Genomic DNA, 25,086 nt, shown 5'->3' with positions numbered 1-25,086 from the left:
TTATTTCTTGCTAAGGGTTAAAAAATATGCAGACAATCGACTGATAAGGTGTTCCCCGACCTTCTTGCCGAGCCACTCCCCTTCGGTTATAGCATCCCTGTAATGAATACCGCCGTATAGCCTGGATATGGCCGCTTCGGCAGCTGCCGCCCTGAAGGAAGGGAATGCCCTCTCTTTCAGTCCGAATTCCACTTCAGTATTGTCTGTAAAGGCAAACCTGTCACCAAATAATTTCGTGAGCACTTCTGCTGCTGCAGTTGATGCCACACTATGTCCTGATACATATTCAGGGAATGGTGGCGTTTGCAACAATGGCATCCACATCTGGTCCATCAGCTGGTGAATCACTGTCTCCGGTCGCACCCGATCACTCCTGTATTTTTCATCCCAACAGGCTATGAAGGCATCTGCCAGGGCAAAACTCACTAATGCATGAACATAGGCGGTCTGTCCCATGGACAATTGTTGCATGCGGCAGGCAATGCCGGTAATACCGATCCAATGCCCACCGGGTGATATCTTCTTCAAACCAAATTCCACATGACCGATCTGCTGGATAGCAAATGGATTGCAGTCCCAATACATGGCGATCTCCTTTTGTTCTGCTGTGGCTTTCTTCCCGTAATCATACACCTCCTTTAATTGCTGGTAGAAGGATGAACTCGCAACAGTATCATAAGGAGCAGGTGGCCTGGTTTTGTATTGTGCCGCAGAATCCAGGGTAAAGGGACGCAAGGTGCGCCAATGGGGCTCAATAGGCCAAATGAATCCAGGAGGCGTTGGCTTCCAGAATCCATCCCCCTCCTTTGGGGTATACCTGGGCAGGTTATTGAGTCGGGTAAACCCATCCGCCTTTGCATAAGCAGCCACATGTGTGGTGACCATATAGGCAATATCAGCCGAACGGACATATTTCCTTTGGGCATCCGGTTGTTGCAGGTACGCACTGGTCAATGAGTCAATGACTGCTTTCATCATATAACCGGAAGGCAATAACCGCTGTCCGGTTTTAAGGATGGTCAGCAGGACCACCAGGCTGGAATCAGTTTCTTTCAGGAGGCTATCCGGAACGGCTAAACTGTTGTACTTATTGAGCTGCTGGTGAAAGGATGGATACACTGTGGGCCTGTATAAGGAAGCGGCCTCATAGGCTGCCAGGTTGATATAGGCATAATACCGGCTCGCTGCAACAGGAGATGTAACGTCGTTTACCATCACATCCGTCACTTTCTTCAGGGTAGAGGTATAGGCCAATGAAGGCTTCCCCTTCCCGGACTGTGCATTCATCACAGCCGGCAACAACAGCGAAACCATAACCAAAACAAGCAATCTCATTCTTTCTTTGTTAGTAGGTTAGGAATACCGGCGCAGCATTGTTCAACCCAATCATTAATGCGCGCTTACCTTTCTCCCCGTTTATGCTGATGATGTCCCGGATACAACCATTGATGTTCAACCCTGCCTCCGACTGGTTCAGATACCTGAAACCGCCCTTGCCATCCCCCAGCAACAGGGTGCCGAAGCTGGCATCGATCTTGCCGATCTTGATCCTTACCTGCTCGATATTACCCCCAAGAAGGATATCCGGGTTGCCATCCATATTGTAATCATCCACATGAATAGCGTAGACCGGACTGAAATTGGCCTGGGCTGGCAATTCCCTTACATAAAATTTTCCATCCTTGTTTTCGAACCATGTGGTTTGAAGATAATTGGCACTTAGTTGACTGGCCGATTGCAATTGCTCCGCTGAAAGGATATCGGAAATGGTCGCATCAGCATAACTGTCATAGGTGGGGAATCGCTGGCGAAGGCTTACCATCTGGTCGGTCATTTCATCCCTGGAAGCCATGGGATAAGACTTCCCCTGGATATAATAACACAACAGGGGATCCACAAAACCATTGCCATCAAAATCGCCATAGTACAAATCAATCGGCTCTTTCTCATTGGCCTTAAGCTGGCTGTTGAGTCCCCAGTTTCCTGCTACCAGGTCGAGATCCCCATCTTTATCCAGGTCAGCGAGTGACAAACGGTTCCACCAACCATTCAATGCATCATTGAATAGCTTTGTGGTTAGTTCTTCCAGTTTACCATTCACCATCCTGAAGGCGCGCAGGCGCATCCACTCCCCACAAACGATCAACTCAGGCTGACTGTCCTTGTCGATATCTGCCCAAACGGCATCAGTAACAAGTCCAAGCCTGGTCAACTGCGGAGCCTTTTCTTGTGCCAGTGAGGTAAAATTCCCTTTACCATCATTGACCAGGATAGAAGAAGCAGGAAGCTCAGGATACTTCCCGGGTATCACCCTTGAGCCAATGAAAAGGTCCTGGTCACCATCCCCTTCCAGATCAATGGGTAATACCACAGAACCGGAATTGGTTTCCGACGGCAGGGTTCCGGCATATTTTTCAAAATTCCCGTTCAGGTTAAAGTAAAGCCTGTCCTGCAAACTGGCCTCCCCTTCTTCAAATGCATAACCACCACTCACTACATAAAGGTCCATATCGCCATCCTTGTCGGCATCGAAGAATACTGCCCCGCAATCTTCTGCATCAGCGTCCTTCTCAATCGCCTGCTGCTTCGATGGCTGGAAACTACCATCCTTCTGTTGCAGGAACAATGTGCCCGCCTGGCCTTTTGGCCCACAGATATAAATATCTTCCAGTTTATCACCATTCACATCGGCCCTGGCGATCCTGGGACCTGAATAAGAAAGCATATTGGGCATCAATGGCTGGATCTTGAAATCATTCACCAGGTCTTCTTTATGCTGGTATTGGAGTTTAGGACCGATCACCCCAAAAACCGGAACGGGCCTTTTAGCGGATGGCATGCCTGTAGCAGTAGCATTATCCTTACTGATCGACAATAGCCCATTCACTGGAATATTAGCGGTGATCATTTGGTAAGTCCCGTCAGGCCATCTCACTATCACAGTATCCACCTTGCTTACCGGGAATCCAAAGTGTAAGGGCTCCTGCATGGATGACTGGAATCCATGTACCGGATAATTCTCCAGGACATACTGCCGGCCGCCTGCATGAACGGTAACACGGGCGCCGATGGTGAATGAATTCCCACCCGGACCCTTAAGGGCTACTTTAAGGTAATTACCACCCAACCGACGTTCCCTGGTATTGTTACGGTATATACCGGCCTCCTGGTTCATCCTGTTCATGACCAGGTCCAGGTCGCCATCATTGTCGAGGTCCGCATATACGGCACCGTGAGAGAAATTCAGTTCCTCAAATCCCCAGTCAACAGACCTGTCCCTGAACTGTAATCCATCCCTGTTCTCAAAAATGTAATTATGGAGTGGGGTAGACTTGATACCTTGCAACATCTGGAACATGCGGCTATCGGTCTTTCCCTGTAAATGTTTGAGACGCTCATTGGCATAGAACTTCATGAAGTCGCGATTGATCATATCCCGACCATAACCATTGGTCACGAAAAGGTCCTTCCAGCCGTCGTTATTATAGTCTGCCAGCAATGCCGCCCAGCTCCAGTCTGTATTGGATACCCCGCTGTACTGGCCGATCTCACTGAAAGTGCCATTCCCGTTGTTCAGCTGCAGCATATTGCGCATGAGCTGGTGGTAGAATCCATTGGCAAGTGTATTGTTATACAGTTCATAATTATCAGGCGCATACAATAATTTTTGTCTCCGGTTATCTTCCGGTAGCATATCCAGGGTATAGATATCGGTATGGCCGTCATTATTGATATCGGCAATGTCCACACCCATGGAGAAATTGGACAAATGCCCGAATGATGTCTTTAGTTGTTCTTTAAATGTACCATTACGGTTATTGATATAGAGGTAATCTTCCTCCACATAATCATTGGAAACATAAATATCCGGCCAGCCATCATTGTTGATGTCTGCAATGTTTACACCGAGGCCATAGCCAAGGGGATTGGCAATGATCCCGGCATGTTGGGTAACATCCGTGAATTTGCCATTGATATTTTCATATAGGTGATCACCGGCATCGGGATCTACCATCTTCTTAACGAAGGCAGCATCAAAATTCCGGAGGTTCTTGATGTTATGGTTCAATACAAAAAGGTCAAGATCGCCATCGCGGTCATAATCAAAGAAAGCCGCATGGGTACTGTGCCCCTTATCATCCGCTCCCATCTCCTTTGCACGGTCCGTAAAGGTCAGGTTGCCATTATTGATGAAGAGTTGGTTGGATCGGTACTCAGGATCTACATCACCTGAGTAACATACGTAAATATCGAGGAAACCGTCGCCATTCACATCAGCGACAGACACACCGGTCTTCCATCCCGGCCTGCCGGCCACACCGGCTGTCCGGGTGATATCTTCAAACCTGAAGTTCCCTTTATTGAGGTAAAGCTTATTGGGTTGGATATTGGAAGTAAAATACAGGTCGGTCAGCCCGTCATTATTGAAATCACCGGCAGCCACCCCACCGCCATTGTAATAATACTCATAGGTGATGATATTGAGTTCAGCCGATTCCACCAGTTTATTCTGGAACAGTACGCCTGTTTCAGCAGGGGAAAGGGAAGTGAATAACCGCTCATCTTGCGCACGCAGTCCTGTAGCCAGTAACAGCACAGCACAACCAATGATCATTCGGTTGATGAGTGGAAATAACATATATGGGTGTTTAAGGAAGGGAATTATCATTACCCTTTCGATCAGTAATCCTTTGGCCATACTACAAGGTAAGGATTGGAAAAAATATGTCGGGTAGAGACCTACCCGACATTTAACCAAAACGAATACTGATGCTTGCTCTAACTAAAAAATGCCGGTATTCAACTTAGTTGGCATCCCACCACACGCGGGTAGTCCAGGTGTTGGCACCCTGGCGGGCGATAGCAGCCTCCAGGTTGGCACCATTCAGGCCATTCTCGCTCGCAGGATACTGGAACCTGCGGGGGATCTGCCCATTGGTGTAGTTACCGGGGAAGTTAACCGGGGTTAACTGGGGATGTCCGGAACGACGCCAGTTGGCATGGGATTCATATGCATCCAGGAAGGATGCTACATAATATTGTTCGTTGATATCCTTCAGGATTCCAGCTGCGTCTCCAGGCAGGGTCAGCCCATTCACATAGGCAGTGATGGCTGCTTCATCAAAAATGGAAGCGGGAGCGCCATAAAGCTTTAGCTGATCAATGGCAGAACGCACGCCAGCCTTGTAGTATTCACTAACGGTTCCGGTAGTGATCCAATTCCTTTGCCTTGCTTCCGCCAGCAACAGCATGGTCTCACTGTAGGTCACCAGGAAATTGGGCACATCTGCATCCGCAAAGTCTGAACGCAGTTGGGAATAAGTGGCGATATCATTTACGGTCTGGCCATCGGTACCACTTTGCAAACCTTTCTGGATAGCAGGATTATCATCCTCTACTCCAATGGTTGGGCTATTGGTTGGACCAGTTCTCACTACTGAAAGGATCTTCAGGCGGGGATCATTCTTAGCCTTGAGCCAGTCAATGAACAGTTTGGAGAACTTGAAGGAGTTCGCGGAAAGTTCATTACGACCACCGGCAAAATATCCCAGAACGATACTGTTGGGGTTAGCATACACGCCAGAAAGATGCTTGATGTAGAAAGACTCTTCAGTAGAAGCGAACACACCACCGGCAACAGCCTTCTTAACACCAGCTTCGGCATCTGCGGGGGCTTTCTTGGACATCCTCATGGCGGCACGCACCATCAGGGAATATGCTGTCTTCTTCCATTTGTCAATGCTAGCTCCATTGCTGGTCACATCACCCTTGAAAGGTTTGGATGCATCGAAAGCCTTGGCGGCAGCATCCAATTCATTGATGATATCAGCCAGGATATTCTTCTGCTCATCATAAACGGGAGCAAAGATACCTTCAGTGTAACCCTTACCAGCCTGGGAATAAGGAATATCACCATAGCTATCGGTCAGGCGAAGGAAGGCGTAGGCCTTCAATATCCTTGCAGCACTGTTATAGTTTACATCAATGGCTGACTCCTTGGTCTTCTCAACCAGGTTCACCAGGCCTTTGATGGCATTGCCATAATAGGCATCCCATAGGGCAGAGTTATAGCCTTCATCAAAATTATATTTGTCACCCTGGGGCCATGCCAGTGAAGCAAACTGCTGGATGAACTGGCTATTATAGATCAGGTTGGTACGCCATGCTTCGTATTCACCACCGGAAACGGCAAGGGTGGTTTGGGTGAACAACATGTCGGTGGCCAGGTCTGTCTGGGTGGTCGGGTCAATATTGACCGTTTCAAAGTCCTTGGTACATCCGGTAAGGCTGATCGCCCCAATCAATGCACCATATATTATTTTATTAAGTTTCATGTTAATACTTTTTTGAGTTCAGATTACCTTCTTATCAGAATTTCAGGTTCAGGTTAACACCAAAAGAACGAACCGGCGGAGCACCATACCATTCCAGACCCTGCCCGTTGGTAGAGTTGTAGGTAGATTCCGGATCGATGTTCGGGGTATCCTTGGAAATGATCAGCAGGTTGCGACCAACCAATGAAATGCTGGCACCTTTGAACGGAGTCTTCTTGGTAAGGTTTTCAGGGAACCTGTAACCAAAGATGATCTGCCTCAATTTGATGAAATCAGACTTGTAAACGAAAGGAGAAGAAATGTTCAGACCAACACGCTGCCAGTAATCCTGAACAGCAACCCTTACGGTGTTCTTGGCACCTGTCACTTCATCTACACCATCAGCAACGATTCCTTCATCACGTCCATCCACTGTTTGCTTGTGCAAACCACGGAAAGTTGCAAAGTCGTTGGTACCGGAGTACATATAACCACCCCAGCGGCCATCGATCAGGAATTCGAAGTTGAAGTTGCCAAAACGGAAGGCGTTATTAAAGCCCCATGTATAAGGTGCAACACCAGTACCATAGGTCTTCTGCTCACCACGCTGGGGGAAACCATCCTTCAACAGGATATTACCCTGGGCATCGCGTTTGTAGTCAATAGCTACCACCTGGCCGAAAGGCATACCGGTCCTGTGCTCAATGAAGGCGGTCAGTGAACGGGCATTCGCGATACGGGCAGAGGTCAGCTGGTCGGAGATCTTTTCAACTACGCTCTTATTGTAACCGAGGTTGAAGCTCACATCCCAGGTCAGTTTCTTGCTCTGGATAGGAGTACCGGTCAGCAAGAGTTCAACGCCCTTGTTGCTCACCTCACCTACGTTGATCAATACATCACCGAAACCAGAGGTCTGGGAAATACGGCTGTTGATGATATCGTCAGTGGTCCTCTTGTCATAGAAGGTCAGGTCAATTCCCAACCTGTTCTTCAGCATCCTGGCTTCCACACCAAATTCGTAGGAAGTAACCAGGTAAGGACGCAGGTTTTGGTTAGGAATGGTATTGGTTGCAATGTTACCTACAGGCAATCCACCATAGGTTGCACTGGCAACACTATAAGGCAGGGTCAGGCCATAAGGGTTACGGTCGCCACCCACTTGAGCCCATGAAGCCCTCACTTTAGCATAGTCAAACAGTGTTGGCAGCTTAAGGGCATCAGAGAGGATGAAGCTGGCAGATACTGAAGGATAGAACAGGGATGCATTATCAACCGGGAGGGTAGAATACCAGTCGTTACGACCAGTAAGGGTCAGGAACAGGTACTTGTTATAGGAGAATTCAGCAGAACCGAATAATGAGTTGATGCGCTTCTCACGATAACCGTAGTAAGTGTTCTTCTGCTCGAGGTTATTGATATTGTAGAAACCAGGGGCAAAGAAGTTGTTACCATTATAACCCTGCACTTCATCGATCTGCTTCATGGCGTTACCACCAACAAAGGCGTCGATGCCGAACTTGCTGCCAATATCATGGCGACCACCTACCAACCATTCACCGTTGAATTCACGGAAACGAGTGGTGCTTTGGTCATTGATCTGGCCACCAGGAGAATACTGGGTACCGGTTGGGGTTACTTCAAAATTGTAACGGGTGTACTGGTCAGTACCGATACGACCGCGTACATACAACCACTTGTTGATGTCGTAGCGGGCTTCAACAGCACCGATCAACCTGTCACGGGAATCATTCTGCTGGAAATCTTCAACAGCCCAATAAGGGTTGGTAACGAATGGGTTGCTGTTGAACTTCGCTTCACCACCGGTAATGGGGTCATACTTGCTTTCCTTGAAGGTAGCCTCATCCCAGCTGGTAGGCATGATACCAATGGTGAAGTTGGCGTTACCCGGGGAGTCAGACAAACGGGGACGGTTCTTGGTCCTTTCCCTGATATACCTGGCACTCAGGTTAACAGTCAGGTTATCAATTGGCGTCATTCCAATGTTCGCTGCGAAGTTGTTCCTGCGCAAGGTTGAATTGGGGATAACGCTCTTATTGTTCAGGTCAGAAATAGAGAAGTTATAGGTCATCCTGTCTGAACCACCATACATGGAGATGGTATTGTTCCAGTTGGTACCATTATCATAAAAGTTCTTGATATTGTTCTTCTGCGCAACGTAAGGACGCTGTACACCATCCCACTGGTACACCTGGCTGCCATCCAGCCTACCACCCCAGCTGTTCAATGGAATATTGTTGGCCTGGGCCTGTGTAGGCGCCTGGCCATTGATACCATGACCATACTCATACTGATAATCAGTTAGGTTCATCACTGATTCAACCTGGAAGTTGGAATTGAATTCCATACCCAGGCCCTTGCGCTTGGAACCCTTCTTGGTAGTGATCAGGATCACACCGGCAGAGGCACGGGCACCATACAATGCAGCCGCATTACCGCCTTTCAGTACGGACATGGATTCAATTTCATCGGGGTTCAGCATCTGGATACCATCACCGGCATCACGACCACCCCACTCACCGGCATTACCACGGTTGGAGTTATCAATGGGAATACCGTCCACAACATAGAGTGGCTGGTTATTATCAGAGATAGAAGTATTACCCCTCAATACTACACGGGTTGAACCACCGGCACCAGTAGCAGTAGCTGCTACGTTCAGGCCCGGCACCTTACCCACAAGGCCCATGGCAACACTGTTGGTCCTGGCCTGGGTAAGCTCATCACCTTTTACTTCAGAAATGGCATAACCCAGGGCCTTTTTCTCTTTTCGGATACCCAGGGCCGTAACCACTACCTCATCCATTTGCTTGCCAGCCTGGCTGAGGGAGACGGAAATGTTGTTGTCAGTAGCCCCTACATTGTAGGCTACTGTACCAAAGCCAATGGAAGAAACCTCCAGTACGATAGGACCGGTAGGTACATTCAGGGAAAAGCGGCCGTCAGCATCTGTGGCAGTGCTGATGTTTGTTCCCTTTACTTTAACTGTGGCGGAGATGACACCCTGGTTGTTGGAAGCGTCCACAACGGTGCCGTTGATCTGGCGCGTTTGCGCGAGTAGCAGTAACGGGCATATGACAAGGCATAGCACCGCTAGAAGCAGTCGTCTCATAAATTGGTTTTTTTTGGTGTTAAATCGTTTTAGCAGTCAGGTAAAACGATAAAGCAAGTTAATAAATTTTTTTACAAACAAAAATATTTTAAAGTGTTTTTATGCAGAGTCGCGGATTATGAGGGAGGGACTGACTTTTTCCTGTATAACAGGCAACTCCTTATCGGTAATTAGCTGCATGAGCACCTCGATTGCTTTATCAGCGAGCTTTTCGATGGGTTGAGCGACAACTGTGATGGATGGACGGATAAGGCGGAACAGGTCGTGGTCATCAAAACTTACCAGGGCAATATCATCGGGGATGTTCAGGCCTTTCTCCAGAACGTATTCAAGTCCGGCAATGCCCAGGTAGTTGGTAGCAAAGAAAATGGCATCCATTTCCGGGTTGCGGTCAAAGAAGGCTGCGAGCAGGTTGTGCCACTCCCCTTCTGACTCCGTGAAAGGTACTTCCAGTACCAGGGATGGGTTGAAGTTAACTGAGTGATCGTCCAGCGATCGCTTATAACCATCCAGGCGATGCTGCAGTACATTGAGCTCACTTTCCACTGTAACAAAACCGATCTGCTTATACCCCTTACCCACCAGGAAGGTAGTAAGGTCATAAGCTCCCTGGAAATTATCCAGTACCACATAACTCGTCTCTATATCTGAAAAATAGCGGTCGAACAATACAAATGGTTTACGCTCCTTCTTCAACTGGACCAGGTCATCCTTCATTCCGGCAGTTGGGGTAATGATAAACCCATCCACCAGCTGGTGCTTCATCATGCGCAATAAGTCATGGGCCTTCTTTTCATCATTATCGGTACTGGTGAATACAACCTTATACCCATGCCGGTAGGCGGTCAGTTCGATCTTCTTGGCTACATTACCAAAGAAGTTGTTCCCGATATCCTCCACCACCAGGCCAATGGAACTGGTCTTGCCGGTCCGGAGTCCCCTGGCCACCACATTGGGAATGAAATTCTTCTCATGGATCACTTTCTTCACCCTTTCCGCCACATCATCACTGATACGGTTTTCCTTGGCCTTGTTATTCAATACAAAAGAGACAGTGGTCACAGATACCCCTGCCTCTTTTGCAATATCCTTTAAAGAAACTCTTTTCATGATGCCGTTGGTTGCTGCCTGCAAACAAACCCGGACAAGGTATTCATCAGGCTCTATACCCGCCAGGAATAAAATTTGAGAAAAGGTACAATGGTTTGTCGCGCTTGATCCAGCGCATAAAAAAGGCCAAAACGCAAGACGGTTTGACTTCCGGTGGACTGACTGCTTCCGTTGGCTAAGGTATCACTATTAATTTACTTGTTCAAATGAAGCAGCCTGTCCAATTATTTTCCCAGGAGCTTTCCAGCAGGCAGCAAGAGTTCAGTTCATCAGGCAACCCATTCACGGATCCACTGCCCGGCAACAACAGGATCAATAAAGAAACGCTCCCTATCACTACTGTATTTCTCATCATACAATGCGATCTTGGTTTCATCCTGGTGGCAATGCACAGCGGCCAGGCAGGTAATTCCCCGCTTATTACTGATCACCAGCGATTTTGCTTCTTCCTCAAAAAGACCAAGGTAACCAACCCGCCATCCATATTCAGCGAGGGTAAGCGGCACTATGTTCCTGAAACGCTTATGCACTTCAAAATTCTCCGCCTTAAAGCCGTACAGATTGACAAAAATTTTGAACTCGCCATACTCCGGCACCTGTGCCAATGCCTCTTGCAAGGATGCTTCCCATTGTTCCACATCCTGCATACTTGCCTTACCACTGATCTGGGTAATGATCAGTTTTGCTGATGCTATCCATTCACTTCTTGCGATCACTTGTTCATTCATAATTATAAGATTTGTGTTTAGAAAGACAAACCTAACCAGCCCCATTCCATAGAAAAAACCAAACCATGATGAAATGCCAAAATACCCAACGCAACAGGCATAGCCCCTCACTCAACTGAACTTCAAGGCTTTTGCCTCCAAACGCCAGATGGGATCAAATCCATTCACCCCAATCCAGGATCAGTCCAGGCAACACTTTTGAAAACAGCCTATTTAATAACATTGGGTTAACTAAGGGTGCTAGAAAATAGCAGTAGATTATGATCATTCTTCACCAAACATTATTACTATGGATGCGCAACTCGAACTGATCCGGGAGCAGCAAAAAGAAGTTTGGAACAAATTCTCTCCCGGCTGGAAAAAATGGGATGACTTCACCATGGATTTCCTGCAACCGATGGGTGATGAGATCATCAGGGCATTGAACCTGGAAGCAACTGATCATGTATTGGATATTGCAGGGGGTACAGGAGAACCAGGGCTTTCCATTGCCACCATTGTTAAAAAAGGAAAAGTAGTGATCACCGACCTGGCCGAAGGAATGTTGGCCGTGGCACGGGACAAAGCGCTAAAGCGCGGGTTGAACAATGTAGAGACCCGGGTTTGCGATGTATCAGAACTGCCATTTGACGACAACAGTTTCGATGCGATCAGTTGCCGCATGGGATTCATGTTCTTCCCGGATATGCAGCTGGCCGCAAAAGAAATGACAAGGGTATTAAAGCCTGGCGGTCGGCTCTCCGCTGCTGTCTGGGGCACCCCTGAAAAAAACTTCTGGGTGGCTGCCATCATGGGTACCATACAAAAACAACTTTCCATCCCAGCCCCTCCACCAGGCAGTCCAGGTATGTTCCGTTGCGGTCAACCGGGATTGCTTGCCGGCATCTTCAGGGAGGCAGGATTGAAAAATGTTACAGAAAAAGAAAGCGACGGCAAAATGCATTGTGGCAATGCGGAAAACTATTGGACTTTCATGAATGAAGTAGCGGCTCCGGTAGTGTCGGCACTTAGCAAGGCAGACGATACAATGAAAGAAAAAATCCGCCGGGAAGTATTTGCACTCGTCGAAAAACACTGCCCCGACAAAAAAGCGAACCTCGACTATGGCGCTTTGATCGTAAGTGGAACTAAGTAATTCCGGTAAGGAAACTAATTTGGAGCCTGTTTGAATACAGTTTCATTTTGTAACGCAAAGGACGCGGAGGAGGCGCGAAGAACGCTAAGCTGGTTGGCTTTTGAGGGGTATTTGAGGGCGCAAAGGATTGGCTCCGCCAATGGCGGTTTCAATTTGTAACGCAAAGGACGCAGAGGAAGCGCGATGAAAGCGAAGGAAGTGAGAGCACATTTTTTTCCCATCGGTATCTCTCGCAAATGATCCCGCCGAATTGATAGCCCGCTATTCATCGGGGTCCTTTTCAGGAGCTACGGTGTACCCACATTTATTTTAACCCCAGCGGGGTCTCCCGAAGGGGACCCCGATGTATAAAAGGCGAAATATTAATGCATCCAACAGTTAAGCTAATCTTTCAACTACCCGTTGGTCATAAGACACAACGGGGGCGACGGAGGCTATTACATATTATCACCACATAGGCCTTCTCTTCGAGAGTCCCCGATTGATCTCCATCCCACATTCATCAGGGTCCCCTGCGGGAGACCCTGCTGAGGTGAAAATGTGGGTACACAGTAGCCCTTTCAGGAGCCCCCGATGGGGTTTAAAGTAGTTCTATCCTTTGCGTTCCTTGCGGCCCCTCCGCGGACTTTGCGTTATTTCTTCTTCCCCATCATCCTCTTCATATATAGAAGGGTCAGCTTAGGCAGCTATCCAATTCCCGCACTGGTTGGCGAGAAAATCACATTTCCACAACTTGCCCTCGTAGCGAAGCGGAGAGGGTTTCCACATTTTCACATTTCCATTCCTCGCCCGCCGAAGCTTTAGCGCAGGTGGGTATCCACATTCTCACATCCCCCTCCAGTATTCCATCCAATCCAGCATCCTGCTCGTATATCCATACTCGTTATCAAACCAGGCGATCACCTTCACCTGCCGGCCTACCACTGATGTCAGGCTGCCATCAATGATCAGCGAGTGGGTATTGCCCTTGATATCAGCCGACACCAATGGGTCTTCTGTATAGTCCATAATACCCTTGTAGCCATTATTCGCCGATGTCCTGAATAAATTATTGATCTGCTCCACACTTACTTCCTGTGCCAGCTGAACAGTTGCATCTACCAGCGCGCCATTGGTAACAGGCACCCTGATGGATACAGCGGCCAGCTTGTCTTTTAGTGGAAACAACCTTTCAAGGGATTGTACCAGGTCGATCTCCACGGGTATGATAGATTCTGCAGCGGCCCTGCCCCTGCGGAACTGCTTATGGGCAGTATCCACCAACTCCTGCCGCGAGGTATAGGAATGGAGGATATTGAAATGTGCGGATTCAATACCAATGGACTGGAGAAGGTAAAGCATGTGCGTGGTGCAGTTGGTCATGCAACCGCCGGGTGATACGATATCGATATCCGGGGTTAGCTGGTGCTGGTTGAAGCCATAGATCAATAAGGGGATCTCGGGAGAACCGGTCGTGCTGAGCAGGACCTTCCTGGCGCCCGACCTCAAATGACCGGTAGCACCTTCCAGGCTACCAAAGCGGCCTGAACATTCCAGAACGATGTCCACCTCCAGTTCTCTCCAGTTGATACTGGCAGGGCTGGATTCCTGGAAACATTTCACCTTATGCCTGCCGGCAAGGATCTTGTCCCCCTCCAGTACAATGGGTTCCTGCAAAGGCCCGAAAAGGGAATCATATTTCAACAGGTACACCAGGTTATCTACTGGCATGATATCATTCACCGCTACCAATTCAATATTTTCCTTGTGCAGGAGCCTCCTGAATAGCAGCCTGCCGATCCTTCCCATGCCATTGATCGCTATCCTCATGATGAAAATTTAGGCCGCAAAGATCACAAAAAACATGGATCGTACTGACAGATATCCATAAAGGGTAGAACCTTTATACAGGCTTTACTTCAACAAAAATGCCACCGGCCCAAACCGATGGCATTAATTCTTAATACGTTTAATTTCCTATTTAGCCGGGGTAATGGTGATATTCCTGAACTCGATTGGACCATGGTCCCCCTGGAACATGATCGGGCCGGCATCGCCTTCCCTGCTATCCAATGCACCACCTGTGATACCGGGTATTTCCTGGAAATGAACCACCTTCCTGCCATTCAGCACAACTTCGATCATCCTGCCCACCAGGGTGATATCATAGGTCTGCCACTCCCCTGCCGGTTTAGCCGCCATTTCAATGGGTGAAATAAATCCGTACACTGCACCCAGCAAGTCCTTACCAGGCTCCTTGCCATAGCTGTCCTCGATCTGCACTTCATACCTTCCCCGCAGGTAAATACCACTGTTGCTGCCTTTGGGACAACGGAATTCAATATGCAGTTTGAAGTCCTTGTATTGTTGTTTGGAAACAAGGTTGGCACCCGACCTGGGACTCTTCAGCACACCATTCTCTGCCACCCATTGGTTGGCTGCACCAATTGCTTCCCAGCCCTCCAGGCTTTTCCCATCAAAAAGCCTAACAGGCTTTCCCCACTCGGGCATACCGGTAGCCCTCAAGGCCGGCGCCTTTACAGCAGTCCATGGATAGGTCTTACCATTGGCAGCTACCATAGTGCCAGCCAATTTACCATCCGCCAGTGTAGCTTCAAACTCCAGGTCCTTGTCTTCACGATCCCATTGCGGCGGAAGGCTAAAGCGGAGTTTATTTTCAGAAAAGAAAACCTGGGAAATGGGACGTGCACTACCACTGGTACCAACATAATGACCAATGAGGCGCTTGTGCCCGGAATGGGTTACTTCCAGCCAGGAGGGCTTAGCCACTCCATCTTCTATCACAGTAATGTCCCAACGACCTTCGATCTTGGGATCAGCCGGTTTTACTGCCAAAATATCCTGGGCATTAACTGCCGGGTTCAATGAAAGGGAAAGAACGAAAGCCGAAAGCCATCCTGAAAATCTTTTCATAATAACATGGTTGTTGGTTGAGAAAAAGAAAGCAGGATGGAAATTAAGATTTTTTATAAAGCGGAATACCCGGGCCTCCCTAAAGAAAATGCTTATACATTTCTGGAAGCTGCCGTCCCATGATCCCCTTCACGGCTATCCTTAAGTCAGGTCAATTGCTGTATAACAATAATTCTTCTGTAGAACCATTCAGGCAGATCTTCTTTTGAAAGCTGAGCCCTAATTTTTCCAGCAGTCGAATGGACCGGGTGTTCGCTTCCAGGGTAATCCCCGCAATGGTTGACAGGCCCAAGCTGCCCCGGGCATAGTCCTTAGTGGCGACAGCGATCTCGTACGCATATCCATTACCGTAATATTCCGGCAAGAGGGCAAACCCGATATCAGGATGCTCCAACTCCTGCCGCCAGATGATACCACACATCCCAACAGGCGAATCATCCTCCTTGCGTTCTACCAGGGAGAGCCCAAAATTATTTTGAGCATAACTCTTCATCGGGCCGTTCTTGATATACGCTTCAGCCTCTTCCTCTGTTCTTACATTCCGGTCGCCGATGAACTGCAACCATCCCGGACTATTCAGAAGCTGTACAATGAATGCTGTATCTGTCAATTCAAGCTGCCTCAGCCTCAACCTTTCTGTTTCAAAGAAAACCAATGGACGACTATTTGATGGTTATAAAATTATAGAAGTAAAGATCCCTATTATTCCCGCTTGCCTGGTTTCCGGATGCCTCATTTCATCCTGACCAGCTTATTGACCACATAGGAGCCTGACGCATACAAGGGATGCTGGATATTGGAAGCCGAAACAACATTTGTCCCCTTTAACACAAGGGTATCGCCTACATAATCCAGCATGAATTCCGCTACACCATTCACAAACATGGGATTCAGGGCAAATCCGGCCCTGGTAACCAGCCGGGCACCTTTCAATTCATAGCCCCCTGCATTCACCAGCATTTGCCCCATTCGGTTAAGCCTTGCCGAATCGGGTTGTTGCCAACCAGCAATAGCACTTTCATGGGTAGACCAACAAAGACTATAATATCCTTTCGAAAAGATTACCTGGCTTTCTTTGGGCATCACAACGGTTGAAGTACCATCCTTTTTGAAGGTTCGTACTTCCACGATCCTCCAAACCCCTTCAGGCTGCCTTTGTTTGGATGTAGTAAATCCTATGATTGCCACTACGTCAATAACCATCTGTAATTGTAACCACCTGTTTATTGTCATGTTTCCTGGCATTTTCTTACCTGACCCAAACTATTTCAAAATTGCAGCCCGCTACGTGAAAATTCAATGAACTGTCAAAAAGGCCTTGCGAACTGCAACAAATCCCTGTCGATGCTTATCTAAACAGGGCAACCTGCACTCTTTTGCTATCCCATATACTATCCCAGGGAAGACCAACTTTATGGCATCCACATCGGCAGTTGCAAAAAATATGGCTTTTGCCGATCGAACTTTAAAATACCATAATGACCAAAATGGGCAGAGAATAATTTACCTTAATCGTTCATAAGCACTCATTCCCCCATCAGCAAAACAATTCGGCGTAAAAAGGGTGAGCTGGTCACCATTAAGACTTAGGAAATTATAATTACCTTCCGTAAACACGTTAAAGACCGCCATTTTCACATCGGTCCCAATACAATCCTTTCGAGGCTTGAGAGCAAAGGTATTGCGCGACAACATCCTGCCACCATCCCAGGACTCAACAATGGAGCCCGGAAGGAATTTCAGGAGAATCCCATTACCCGGTGGATAGTTGATATTGCCGGGAAAGCCAGAAGTAGTCCTCAACTCCCATGTTCCCTGTAGGGAAGCAATCAGGGAGGGTTCATTCTTTTCCTGACGACAGGCAGCAAGGCCCAGGATCAAAAGCAGGGCTAAGGTCAGCTTTCGCATAGGTCATTTTTGTGCTTGACCTTTTTTCCGGCGCCAGTGTTGCATAGGGTTGACCAAAAAACCGATCAGCCTTTTTCGGGCAATTGCCGGAAGAAACGGTATAGTCCAGCCAGTATCAGCCCGAGGGCAGCTATCATGGCCAGTGAAAGGGAAATTAGTAGAAAAGAAATAATTGTCTCTTCAACCTGGCCGCCCTCCTTACCCAGGGCAATAGGCATCATCTTGCCTGCACCGGTTAAGGCCGCCAGCAGGACAGCGATAAAATTGGCAAAGGCGCCATAGACCAATAGCCCGAAGCTTAGGTTCAACCATTTGGCAGGCAATATGACCTTATCCCATACCAGGCCAACAAAACCTAAAAACAATCCGTTCATGATGCCTTCAAGGTGCGTGGAAAGGCCCATCCTTGGATTGGCCAGCAGTGGTATGAACAATCCAACCAGCAGGGCCATAAGAAAAAGGGAAACGCCCAGCAGGATCAATCGCATGGATTGCTTTGAAGGAATAGACATATCAGTTGGTTTTGGTTAGGGAGTATCTTTACAAAATACTTAATTATTGAAACGCCTCCATCTTTCCCTGCTTACTTAACTACTTTCCTGATCACCGCTTCTACCAATGGTCCCATCACTTTATACCCTGCCAAGTTGGGATGCACCCCATCGTAGGTCAGGGCATCCTTCAACCCCTTCTGGTCATCTACCATGGCAGAAAAATAATCTACATAGCCCAGTTTATGCTTTGCAGCGTAGGCCTTCAGCAAACCATTCAATTCGATCACCTTATCAGCTGGTTGCACACCAGGGCGCCAGGGGAAACGATTGGCCGGCACAACAGAACAAATTATCACCCTGATACCGGATGCCCTTGCCAATTCAGCCATGGACCGGATATTACCAAAAATACTTTCAATAGTTGCAGGGCCGGTATTCCCCGCAATATCATTGATACCTGCCAGGATCACTACGGCAGCGGGTTTGAGGTCGATCACATCCTGCCTGAAACGAAGCAGCATCTGAGGGGTGGTCTGTCCACTGATACCTCGATTGATATACCCCTTGGATGGTTCCCAAAAACTACTGTCAAACTGTTGCCAGCCTTCGGTGATTGAGTTGCCCATGAAGACCACCCGCTTACCATTGTTGGCCATTTTCGCCAGGCATGCATTATCATTCTGGAAGCGCTTAAGATTGGGCCAATCGTTGGCCACTTCTACCCTTTGCCGGGCCAGTGAATTCAGGTGATCGGCATAGTTGGTATTGGCCATCCAGCCTGTTGGTTTTTCGGGCCAGAGCCAGCCATTGGATCCCAACCAGGATTCAAGACCATTGAACCACTGGTCGCTTGATGCTCCACTTTGCCCCATGCTAAATGCATGGCCTCCATTCTGGTATACATGGAGCTCTGCGGCCTGACCTCCTGAGCGCCATTTATGGTATTCAAGAATATTTCCCGGGGCCAGTTTCAAAGGATCATCAGCGGCTACTGCAAAATAGGCAGGCATTCTTTTCCCTGGAACGGATCCAACCATGATATTAAAATCCGCTGCATAAACGGGCACTATAAAATCCGGTTGTGCATCACCGGTAGCCTGGTAGGCGGTCGAGATAGCCACTGTTCCACCAGCGGAGAAACCCATCAATCCTATCCGCGACGGGGATATGTTCCATTTGGCAGCCTCCTTGCGCACCATGGAAATTGCAGTCTGCGCATCCTGCATGGCCAGCTTAAGAATCGGTGTCGTCACTTCATTATATCGGCCCTCCACCTGCGCTTTCATCCCATCTTCAATGGGATGTTCGGTATGGACGGTACGGTATTTCAACACAAAGGCGGTAATGCCCAACTGGTTTAATTTCCTGGCTATGGCTTCTCCTTCATTATATATGGAAAGGAAATGAAACCCTCCTCCCGGAGCGATGATCACCGATGTTCCCGTTGGAATGGATCCGGTAGAAGGATAAACGGTGAGTGTCGGCTTCACCACATTGATCACTGATTTAATACCTCCCAGTACAGTATCTTTCTCCTTCCAATCCCAACTTTCGGATCCAGGAGCCTTGCCAGGATAAAGGTCTATAACAGTGGGCTGCTGGGCAACAGCAGTCGCCGACATAAGCATCAAAATTACCGGGAGGAAATTCTTCATAACGGTGAAAGGGATTTTGTTGGCTGCTTGAATGATGAAAGGCCAGGGTACCGCCAGCTGCCTGGACCAGTAAATAACCTCCTTAAAAATAAACAAATCAGGTTACTTATCGTCTACTCACGGGAAAGAGCATGATTAATCAAAAGGGAGGGCATGGCCCCACCAATACCTGCAGCTAGCCTTATTGAGGAAGCCATGTTGCAAGAAGAAAGCCATTTCCAGAATGCAACCTGCCGGCCATCAACTTTATCGTTGCTGGTTTGCACAAATTCAACCAGTCAAAACATCAGCTTCTTGAGTTGGGGCATATAGGTCCGGGAAATATTCAGCACCTGACCGTTACTGGTGATCAATTGCGCCGAATTTGCATCCCTGTGCACCTCCTTGATGTGACTGATGTTGATGATATAGGAACGATGTACCCTGATAAACTGGTCCCTGGGTAACCTTTCTTCCAATTGGCTGATACGATAATTACTTAAATAACTCTTACCGGCAGTATGCAACCTGGTATAGTCCTTTTCAGCTTCCATAAATATAACATCACGCAATTGAAGTGAAACCAACTTACTGCCGCTTTCAATCAGAATGGTATTCCCTACCTGCTGGTCCTTTTCCTGCAATACAGCATCAGCCGCTGACAGCGCTGCTTCAAAACGGGCAGCATTCCTGACTTTCAGCCGGGATACCGCATTATCGAAACGCTCTCTTGTATATGGTTTCAATAAATAATCTACCGCATTCGTATCAAAAGCCTTGATCGCATACTGGTCATAAGCCGTGGTAAATATAATCTGTGGAACATGTATCAGTTGCTGAATCACCTGGAAGCCACTAAATACCGGCATTTGAATATCCAGGAAAATAACATCCGGCTCCAAACGGTTCACCTTTTCAATGGCCTCAGCGCCATTTTCACATTCCTCAAGGATTTCAAACTCCGGATGTGCTTCAAGGTATTGCCTGATCATTAACCGGGCATCACGCTCATCATCTATTATAATTACCCTCTGCATTATTGTGTAATTGGCAGGTTAAATGACACTTCAAATCCATTTTCAGAGAAAGCTATCGCTAACGGCTCATTGTACAACCTGTGTAAACGCCGTTCCGTATTCCGGATACCGATACCTTTTGCGATTGCTGCTTCCCGGTGACCATTAAACCCCTTTCCGGTATCCTTTACTGAGATATGAACGAATTCACCATTGGCGAGGCAACTTATCCTGATACTTCCACCTTGAATAAGGGGCGCAATTCCATGTTTGATGGCATTCTCAACCAATGGTTGCAATATCATCGGCGGGACCTCTACTGCCAACACTTTGGGATCCAATTCGTATTCAACGGAAAGCCGCTCAGCAAATCGTTGTTGCTCCAGAGACAACCAGGTTTTTATAAAATCCAGTTCTTCAGCCAGGCTAACTGTTTGCCGTTCACTCACTTTCAAGGCATACCTGAACGTATCGGCCAGTTGGGCTACCAGCACCCTTGTCCTTTCTAAACTCGGGGGCACAGAAGCACTGATGGAATTAAGGGTATTGAACAGGAAATGTGGCTCCATTTGGGCCTTAAGGGCAGTGATCTCACTTTGGTAAGCCAACTCCCGAAGCTCCTGTTCCCTTTTATGCTGCCTTACCGTATGCAACCAGAAATTGTAGGCATGAAAAACTGCAAAATGGGCAAAATAGCCAACAAGGATGAAGTAAAAATCCAACAACCGCTCAGGTATACCGTAATGATCGCCAGTTACCCAATGCTTGATCATCACCACTACCCCCAAAACAAGAATTGCATACAACGGGGCAGTGAACAGATGCAGAACTATTTTTACTGATAAAGGACTACTCCTGAGTCGCACGAAATACAGCCACCAGAAAAAAACAATGATAACCGATTTGATGAGCCCTACAGAAAACTGTATCCCAATAAAATTTGGCAAACTCAGGTATTCATCGCCGTCAAATACCCCTCCAAAAAAATACAATACCCCCAGGATGAATGGCCAGCTAAAAGAAAACATCAGGTAGGCGATCCCTTCACCAATCTTGAAACCCGGGAATATTATTTTTTGTAAAAAATGCAACTTCACTTTAAGTTCTGGTAGCCATTGGCCTGACCTGAAATGGTTAGCCTGATGTTCCCTGAAAACCATCAGTCAACTGCCCAATTTCCACGTAAAGCCAAATCATGAATAAATGTATTTAACCAAAATTGATAGCATCGTAAAATAAACAAATCTTCTGGCAATGAGAGCGACTGATTCCCTGCCTTACAGCACCGCTACTGGCCCAGCCAGATTTTGAAATCAACAGAACGCAACCTGCTGACAATAATATGTTCATGGGATTCCGGCTTCATTTTCACCTTTAATTTTCCATTGTACCAAAGATGCACGGTATCTATATGATTATAGCAAATAATAAATTGCCTGTTTACCCTGAAAAAAAACCGCTCATCCAACTGCGGCTCAATATCGTCCAGCCAGAGATCTATTAATATATCCTCATTATTAGTGGTTTTAATGAATTGGTTCCTGTCCTTAACATAGAAAAAGGCAATGGTATTTACAGGCACCGAAATCAGCCTGGTCCCCCTTTTTGCCAGGAACCGCTGCTTAATGGCTGCATGATTCACCTTCACTTGTTCAATCAAGGAACGCACAGCACCATTCAATACCCCTGGCGATTGCAGGCGATTGTACTTATCCAGTGCGTCTTCGAGGGCATTCTTTTCCAATGGTTTCAGCAGGTAATCAATGCCGTTAGCCTTGAATGCCTTTACTGCATACTCCTGATAGGCCGTCACAAAGATCACCGGAACAGGTATCACCATGCGCTGAAAAAGCTGCAAGCTATGTCCATCTTCCAGTTCTATATCCATGAATACCAGGTCAACCCCTGAATCCTGTTGTAGGAATTTACCGGCTTCCCGAACAGTATGTATGGTATCCATAATCGTTATGGAGGGATCGATCTCCAACAACAACCGGATCAGCCTGTTTACAGCAAGGAGCTCATCTTCAACGATCAAAACCTTCATAGCTGCCTGATTTAAGTAGTTTAACTTGTATAAAAAACATAAGGCGATACAGGTTCTAAAACTCCAACTTAATCAAAACAACAACGGGTAGGTTCCTACTAGTAACCAAATAATCCGATGAACTACAATAATAACCGACAAGCTCCCCCTGATAACAAGGGGAGCTTGAACCTAACACCCTGATCCAGCACATGACCCCAGCCAATCATGGGGTGCAACCAAAAAGCACCTTAGTGGCTAGTTGCCAAAACTGGTATCAGTCATTGGAAATTGGACGCATCAATAAACCGAAAGAAAGTTGCAACAAGAAAATCAGGGTAATTCCAAAGTAATGTTTACAGGTCTCCAGTTTCCAAAATTCACGTTAGCTGTCCTCTTGTCAACATCCATTGCAGTAAACAGCAATTTTGCTGTTTCAACAGCAGACCTGGGCTGAAGGCCATGGTTGGGATAGACGGAAACATAGGACCCGGTATTGCGCATTCTAAGTTTTGTGCCGCTCTTCAGGGATGCAGTAATGGTATATATGCCAACCGGAATATTATTGATTATGAAATTATTAATGCCATTCCCCACCTTTCGGGTAATCGTAAAGGAGCGGGTTTCCGCGTACAGAGTAGAACCGGCGACAGGACTTAATTTCAGCACAATTTCGGCCCCAAAAGGAAGCCCCTTAGGATCCCACATGGCATCATACAAGACATAATCAAAACGCAGGCTCCCTCCAAAATACCCGGCGGCAGACCATGGCTCACTGGCCCTTTTGGCCGGATCGGCAAGTCCATAAGACAACATCACAAAATGCTTGACTACGCCTTTTTCTGCATTGGTAACCGCTACGTTGCCATCTGCAGGATATAACGACATGGCCGCTTGCCCTTGACCATATTCGATCGTATAGCCTGCTGCATGAATATCAGCACCGCCTAATGGAATCTCCATATCATAATAACCATCCTGATCTGTAATTGCAGAAGAAGCCACGTACACGGTACCCGGGGTACGCAGTCCGATATATGCACCAGCCAGTGGCCTGCCGGCAAGGTCGGCCACGAAGCCCGACATTCTATTTTTCTTAGCCTTTACCTGCGGATAGTTTGGCATTCTCGGCATGGTATTCTCCATCACATTCAAATGGTCGTCTGTAGCTGACAATGAAAAATTCACTGCTCCTTCTATCACCGGGGTAATGCCTGTTTGTGAAGGCCATACAATAGCCCGCCCCTCCCCATTGTTGCTACTACCAGACTTCGAACAGCTAATGGTGACCAGCAATGCTAATAACAAAACAATCTTTCCATGCATATAACACTTGTTTACCCAAATGTCTGCCGGTGCAATCAAACCAAAACACCATCATGTCCGTAATGGCTTATTCCATGGCCAGAATGAAACAATAAAACGCTGTGATGATTTGCAGAGGAAAACTGCCAGGGAAGTTGATCATACCAATCCATCAACAGCCAAATCCCATCAATGGCTTTTGGAAAAAAATCCCATCAAGACAAGTTCACAAAAACAGGAATGTTAATACCGTCTTAAAAACACAACAGAATTCCTGTTTGATTTCCCATCAGGACAGGAAAAATCGATAAACGGCAGTATACATCGACGAAATAAAACGGCAGGCCTTCGCCAGTTTTTAGGTTTGCATATGCCACTACCATCATCTACAACACAATGCCGTAAGGTCAAAAAATGAAGCACCTGATAACATCATTCCGGTTAACCGCAGTGGGACTTCTTATAGTGCAGGCTGTCTCTGGCCAGGGAAAGGCAATAAAAGACATAACGTCCACTGAAAGATGCACTATAAGAAATGATTGGAAAAATTATTTCGAATCCTGCCTTTGCGATGGCGCTGTCGTCATTTATGATGCCATTGGCAACCATTGGATATTATCCGATACTGTTGGTACCAAAGTAGAGGTTTTACCTGCCTCTACATTCAAGATCATCAACCTCCTTATTGCTTTGGAGACAGGAACAATTGCCGACGAAAACGAAGTGGTAAAATGGCCAGGCAGCACAGACACCGTGAAATACGGCTACAGGCCTGACATTTATCACGACATGTCAGTGAAAGAAGCGTTTCAGGTCTCAGCAGGCTGGGTTTTTGTGGAGCTGGCAAAAAAGATCGGTAAAGAGACCTATAAAAAATACCTAACACAATGCCACTATGGTAATCTGGATCTTTCAAACAAGGATGATGATTTCTGGAATTTCGGCGCCTTCGGTATTTCACCCATCAATCAGGTATCCTTCGTCAAAAATCTCTACTATGAAAACCTGCCCTTCCGCACCCGCAATATGCAAATTGTAAAAAAGGTGATGCTGACGGAATCACAGGAAAACTACACCATCAGTGCTAAGACCGGCTGGACCAGGGATAAAGGAATCAACACGGGATGGTGGGTCGGTTTCCTGGAAAATAAAGAAGGGGTATATTTTTTCGCTACCCGTTTGTTGCAGGACAGAAAAATCAACAGCACCAATTTTGGCAGCTGTCGGAAAGATATTACCAAGGCCATCCTCAAAAACCTGGAAATAATTGAATGAACATGACCAAAAGGATTGGCAGATGAACACCAGATCAAATCAAACAACAAAACTTGCCTTTTGCTGGCATATCCCGAAAACATTACCTGACACCTGAA

Annotated in this window: 19 protein-coding genes; 2 read left to right on the top strand and 17 right to left on the bottom strand. The window is 47.2% G+C overall.

Annotated features, from left to right (window positions below; translation table 11 throughout):
- From KJS94_RS02025 to KJS94_RS02000, 6 genes are all read right to left on the bottom strand, one after another.
- The gene (locus KJS94_RS02025) at nucleotides 1-1,335 is read right to left on the bottom strand and encodes a vanadium-dependent haloperoxidase (RefSeq protein ID WP_214447086.1); all 1,335 of its coding nucleotides are present in this window, start codon (nucleotides 1,333-1,335) and stop codon (nucleotides 1-3) included.
- A 10-nt stretch (nucleotides 1,336-1,345) separates the two neighbouring features.
- Nucleotides 1,346-4,639, bottom strand: coding sequence for a VCBS repeat-containing protein (locus tag KJS94_RS02020; RefSeq protein WP_214447085.1), 3,294 nt, complete (start codon nucleotides 4,637-4,639; stop codon nucleotides 1,346-1,348).
- Nucleotides 4,640-4,805: 166 nt separating this feature from the next.
- Complete coding sequence (locus KJS94_RS02015; RefSeq protein ID WP_214447084.1) at nucleotides 4,806-6,335, bottom strand: SusD/RagB family nutrient-binding outer membrane lipoprotein; 1,530 nt, start codon at nucleotides 6,333-6,335, stop codon at nucleotides 4,806-4,808.
- Nucleotides 6,336-6,369: 34 nt separating this feature from the next.
- Nucleotides 6,370-9,444, bottom strand: coding sequence for a SusC/RagA family TonB-linked outer membrane protein (locus tag KJS94_RS02010; protein WP_214447083.1), 3,075 nt, complete (start codon nucleotides 9,442-9,444; stop codon nucleotides 6,370-6,372).
- Nucleotides 9,445-9,543: 99 nt separating this feature from the next.
- Nucleotides 9,544-10,554 (bottom strand): LacI family DNA-binding transcriptional regulator, encoded by a 1,011-nt coding sequence (locus KJS94_RS02005; RefSeq protein ID WP_214447082.1) that lies wholly within the window; start codon nucleotides 10,552-10,554, stop codon nucleotides 9,544-9,546.
- 269 nt (nucleotides 10,555-10,823) lie between these two features.
- Nucleotides 10,824-11,282, bottom strand: coding sequence for a hypothetical protein (locus tag KJS94_RS02000; protein WP_214447081.1), 459 nt, complete (start codon nucleotides 11,280-11,282; stop codon nucleotides 10,824-10,826).
- 289 nt (nucleotides 11,283-11,571) lie between these two features.
- Between KJS94_RS02000 and KJS94_RS01995 the strand changes: the two genes are divergently transcribed.
- Nucleotides 11,572-12,417, top strand: a complete 846-nt coding sequence (locus KJS94_RS01995) for a class I SAM-dependent methyltransferase (RefSeq protein WP_214447080.1) — start codon at nucleotides 11,572-11,574, stop codon at nucleotides 12,415-12,417.
- 825 nt (nucleotides 12,418-13,242) lie between these two features.
- On the opposite strand, the gene KJS94_RS01990 is transcribed toward KJS94_RS01995, so the two are convergent.
- The 11 genes from KJS94_RS01990 to KJS94_RS01940 form a co-directional block, all read right to left on the bottom strand.
- On the bottom strand, nucleotides 13,243-14,226 hold the full coding sequence (locus KJS94_RS01990) for a type I glyceraldehyde-3-phosphate dehydrogenase (protein WP_214447079.1): 984 nt from the start codon (nucleotides 14,224-14,226) through the stop codon (nucleotides 13,243-13,245).
- Between the two features lie 147 nt (nucleotides 14,227-14,373).
- On the bottom strand, nucleotides 14,374-15,330 hold the full coding sequence (locus KJS94_RS01985; RefSeq protein WP_214447078.1) for a 3-keto-disaccharide hydrolase: 957 nt from the start codon (nucleotides 15,328-15,330) through the stop codon (nucleotides 14,374-14,376).
- 151 nt (nucleotides 15,331-15,481) lie between these two features.
- Entirely contained in the window at nucleotides 15,482-15,985 is a 504-nt protein-coding gene (locus tag KJS94_RS01980; RefSeq protein ID WP_214447077.1) for a GNAT family N-acetyltransferase, read from the bottom strand.
- A 77-nt stretch (nucleotides 15,986-16,062) separates the two neighbouring features.
- On the bottom strand, nucleotides 16,063-16,563 hold the full coding sequence (locus KJS94_RS01975) for a hypothetical protein (RefSeq protein WP_214447076.1): 501 nt from the start codon (nucleotides 16,561-16,563) through the stop codon (nucleotides 16,063-16,065).
- A 270-nt stretch (nucleotides 16,564-16,833) separates the two neighbouring features.
- A complete protein-coding gene (locus KJS94_RS01970; RefSeq protein ID WP_214447075.1) occupies nucleotides 16,834-17,238 on the bottom strand; it encodes a hypothetical protein in 405 nt (134 codons plus the stop codon).
- 65 nt (nucleotides 17,239-17,303) lie between these two features.
- Nucleotides 17,304-17,750, bottom strand: coding sequence for a styrene oxide isomerase (locus KJS94_RS01965; RefSeq protein WP_214447074.1), 447 nt, complete (start codon nucleotides 17,748-17,750; stop codon nucleotides 17,304-17,306).
- A 71-nt stretch (nucleotides 17,751-17,821) separates the two neighbouring features.
- Nucleotides 17,822-19,354 carry a GDSL-type esterase/lipase family protein gene (locus KJS94_RS01960; RefSeq protein ID WP_214447073.1) on the bottom strand — a complete coding sequence of 511 codons (1,533 nt, stop codon included), beginning with the start codon at nucleotides 19,352-19,354 and terminating at the stop codon, nucleotides 17,822-17,824.
- Between the two features lie 311 nt (nucleotides 19,355-19,665).
- A complete protein-coding gene (locus tag KJS94_RS01955; RefSeq protein ID WP_214447072.1) occupies nucleotides 19,666-20,403 on the bottom strand; it encodes a LytR/AlgR family response regulator transcription factor in 738 nt (245 codons plus the stop codon).
- Nucleotides 20,403-21,542 carry a sensor histidine kinase gene (locus tag KJS94_RS01950; protein ID WP_214447071.1) on the bottom strand — a complete coding sequence of 380 codons (1,140 nt, stop codon included), beginning with the start codon at nucleotides 21,540-21,542 and terminating at the stop codon, nucleotides 20,403-20,405. The genes KJS94_RS01955 and KJS94_RS01950 overlap by 1 nt, the downstream gene beginning before the upstream one ends.
- 128 nt (nucleotides 21,543-21,670) lie before the next feature.
- Nucleotides 21,671-22,429 (bottom strand): LytR/AlgR family response regulator transcription factor, encoded by a 759-nt coding sequence (locus KJS94_RS01945; RefSeq protein WP_214447070.1) that lies wholly within the window; start codon nucleotides 22,427-22,429, stop codon nucleotides 21,671-21,673.
- A 312-nt stretch (nucleotides 22,430-22,741) separates the two neighbouring features.
- Entirely contained in the window at nucleotides 22,742-23,734 is a 993-nt protein-coding gene (locus KJS94_RS01940) for a carboxypeptidase-like regulatory domain-containing protein (protein WP_214447069.1), read from the bottom strand.
- Nucleotides 23,735-24,127: 393 nt separating this feature from the next.
- Between KJS94_RS01940 and KJS94_RS01935 the strand changes: the two genes are divergently transcribed.
- Nucleotides 24,128-24,988: a penicillin-binding transpeptidase domain-containing protein gene (locus KJS94_RS01935; RefSeq protein WP_214447068.1), complete on the top strand. Its 861-nt coding sequence runs from the start codon at nucleotides 24,128-24,130 to the stop codon at nucleotides 24,986-24,988.
- The last annotated feature ends 98 nt before the right edge of the window (nucleotides 24,989-25,086 follow it).

This window comes from Flavihumibacter rivuli, from assembly GCF_018595685.2.
Taxonomy (GTDB): domain Bacteria; phylum Bacteroidota; class Bacteroidia; order Chitinophagales; family Chitinophagaceae; genus Flavihumibacter; species Flavihumibacter rivuli.
Note: the sequence above shows the minus strand (reverse complement) of the source record. Positions and strands in the feature narration are given on the sequence as shown.

Excerpts from the sequence above, each read along its gene's own strand:
- KJS94_RS02025 (WP_214447086.1), bottom strand. The coding sequence starts at position 1,335 with ATGAGATTGCTTGTTTTGGTTATGGTTTCGCTGTTGTTGCCGGCTGTG.
- KJS94_RS02020 (WP_214447085.1), bottom strand. The coding sequence starts at position 4,639 with ATGTTATTTCCACTCATCAACCGAATGATCATTGGTTGTGCTGTGCTG.
- KJS94_RS02015 (WP_214447084.1), bottom strand. The coding sequence starts at position 6,335 with ATGAAACTTAATAAAATAATATATGGTGCATTGATTGGGGCGATCAGC.
- KJS94_RS02010 (WP_214447083.1), bottom strand. The coding sequence starts at position 9,444 with ATGAGACGACTGCTTCTAGCGGTGCTATGCCTTGTCATATGCCCGTTA.
- KJS94_RS02005 (WP_214447082.1), bottom strand. The coding sequence starts at position 10,554 with ATGAAAAGAGTTTCTTTAAAGGATATTGCAAAAGAGGCAGGGGTATCT.
- KJS94_RS02000 (WP_214447081.1), bottom strand. The coding sequence starts at position 11,282 with ATGAATGAACAAGTGATCGCAAGAAGTGAATGGATAGCATCAGCAAAA.
- KJS94_RS01995 (WP_214447080.1), top strand. The coding sequence starts at position 11,572 with ATGGATGCGCAACTCGAACTGATCCGGGAGCAGCAAAAAGAAGTTTGG.
- KJS94_RS01990 (WP_214447079.1), bottom strand. The coding sequence starts at position 14,226 with ATGAGGATAGCGATCAATGGCATGGGAAGGATCGGCAGGCTGCTATTC.
- KJS94_RS01985 (WP_214447078.1), bottom strand. The coding sequence starts at position 15,330 with ATGAAAAGATTTTCAGGATGGCTTTCGGCTTTCGTTCTTTCCCTTTCA.
- KJS94_RS01975 (WP_214447076.1), bottom strand. The coding sequence starts at position 16,563 with ATGACAATAAACAGGTGGTTACAATTACAGATGGTTATTGACGTAGTG.
- KJS94_RS01970 (WP_214447075.1), bottom strand. The coding sequence starts at position 17,238 with ATGCGAAAGCTGACCTTAGCCCTGCTTTTGATCCTGGGCCTTGCTGCC.
- KJS94_RS01965 (WP_214447074.1), bottom strand. The coding sequence starts at position 17,750 with ATGTCTATTCCTTCAAAGCAATCCATGCGATTGATCCTGCTGGGCGTT.
- KJS94_RS01960 (WP_214447073.1), bottom strand. The coding sequence starts at position 19,354 with ATGTCGGCGACTGCTGTTGCCCAGCAGCCCACTGTTATAGACCTTTAT.
- KJS94_RS01955 (WP_214447072.1), bottom strand. The coding sequence starts at position 20,403 with ATGCAGAGGGTAATTATAATAGATGATGAGCGTGATGCCCGGTTAATG.
- KJS94_RS01950 (WP_214447071.1), bottom strand. The coding sequence starts at position 21,542 with ATGGTTTTCAGGGAACATCAGGCTAACCATTTCAGGTCAGGCCAATGG.
- KJS94_RS01945 (WP_214447070.1), bottom strand. The coding sequence starts at position 22,429 with ATGAAGGTTTTGATCGTTGAAGATGAGCTCCTTGCTGTAAACAGGCTG.
- KJS94_RS01940 (WP_214447069.1), bottom strand. The coding sequence starts at position 23,734 with ATGCATGGAAAGATTGTTTTGTTATTAGCATTGCTGGTCACCATTAGC.
- KJS94_RS01935 (WP_214447068.1), top strand. The coding sequence starts at position 24,128 with ATGAAGCACCTGATAACATCATTCCGGTTAACCGCAGTGGGACTTCTT.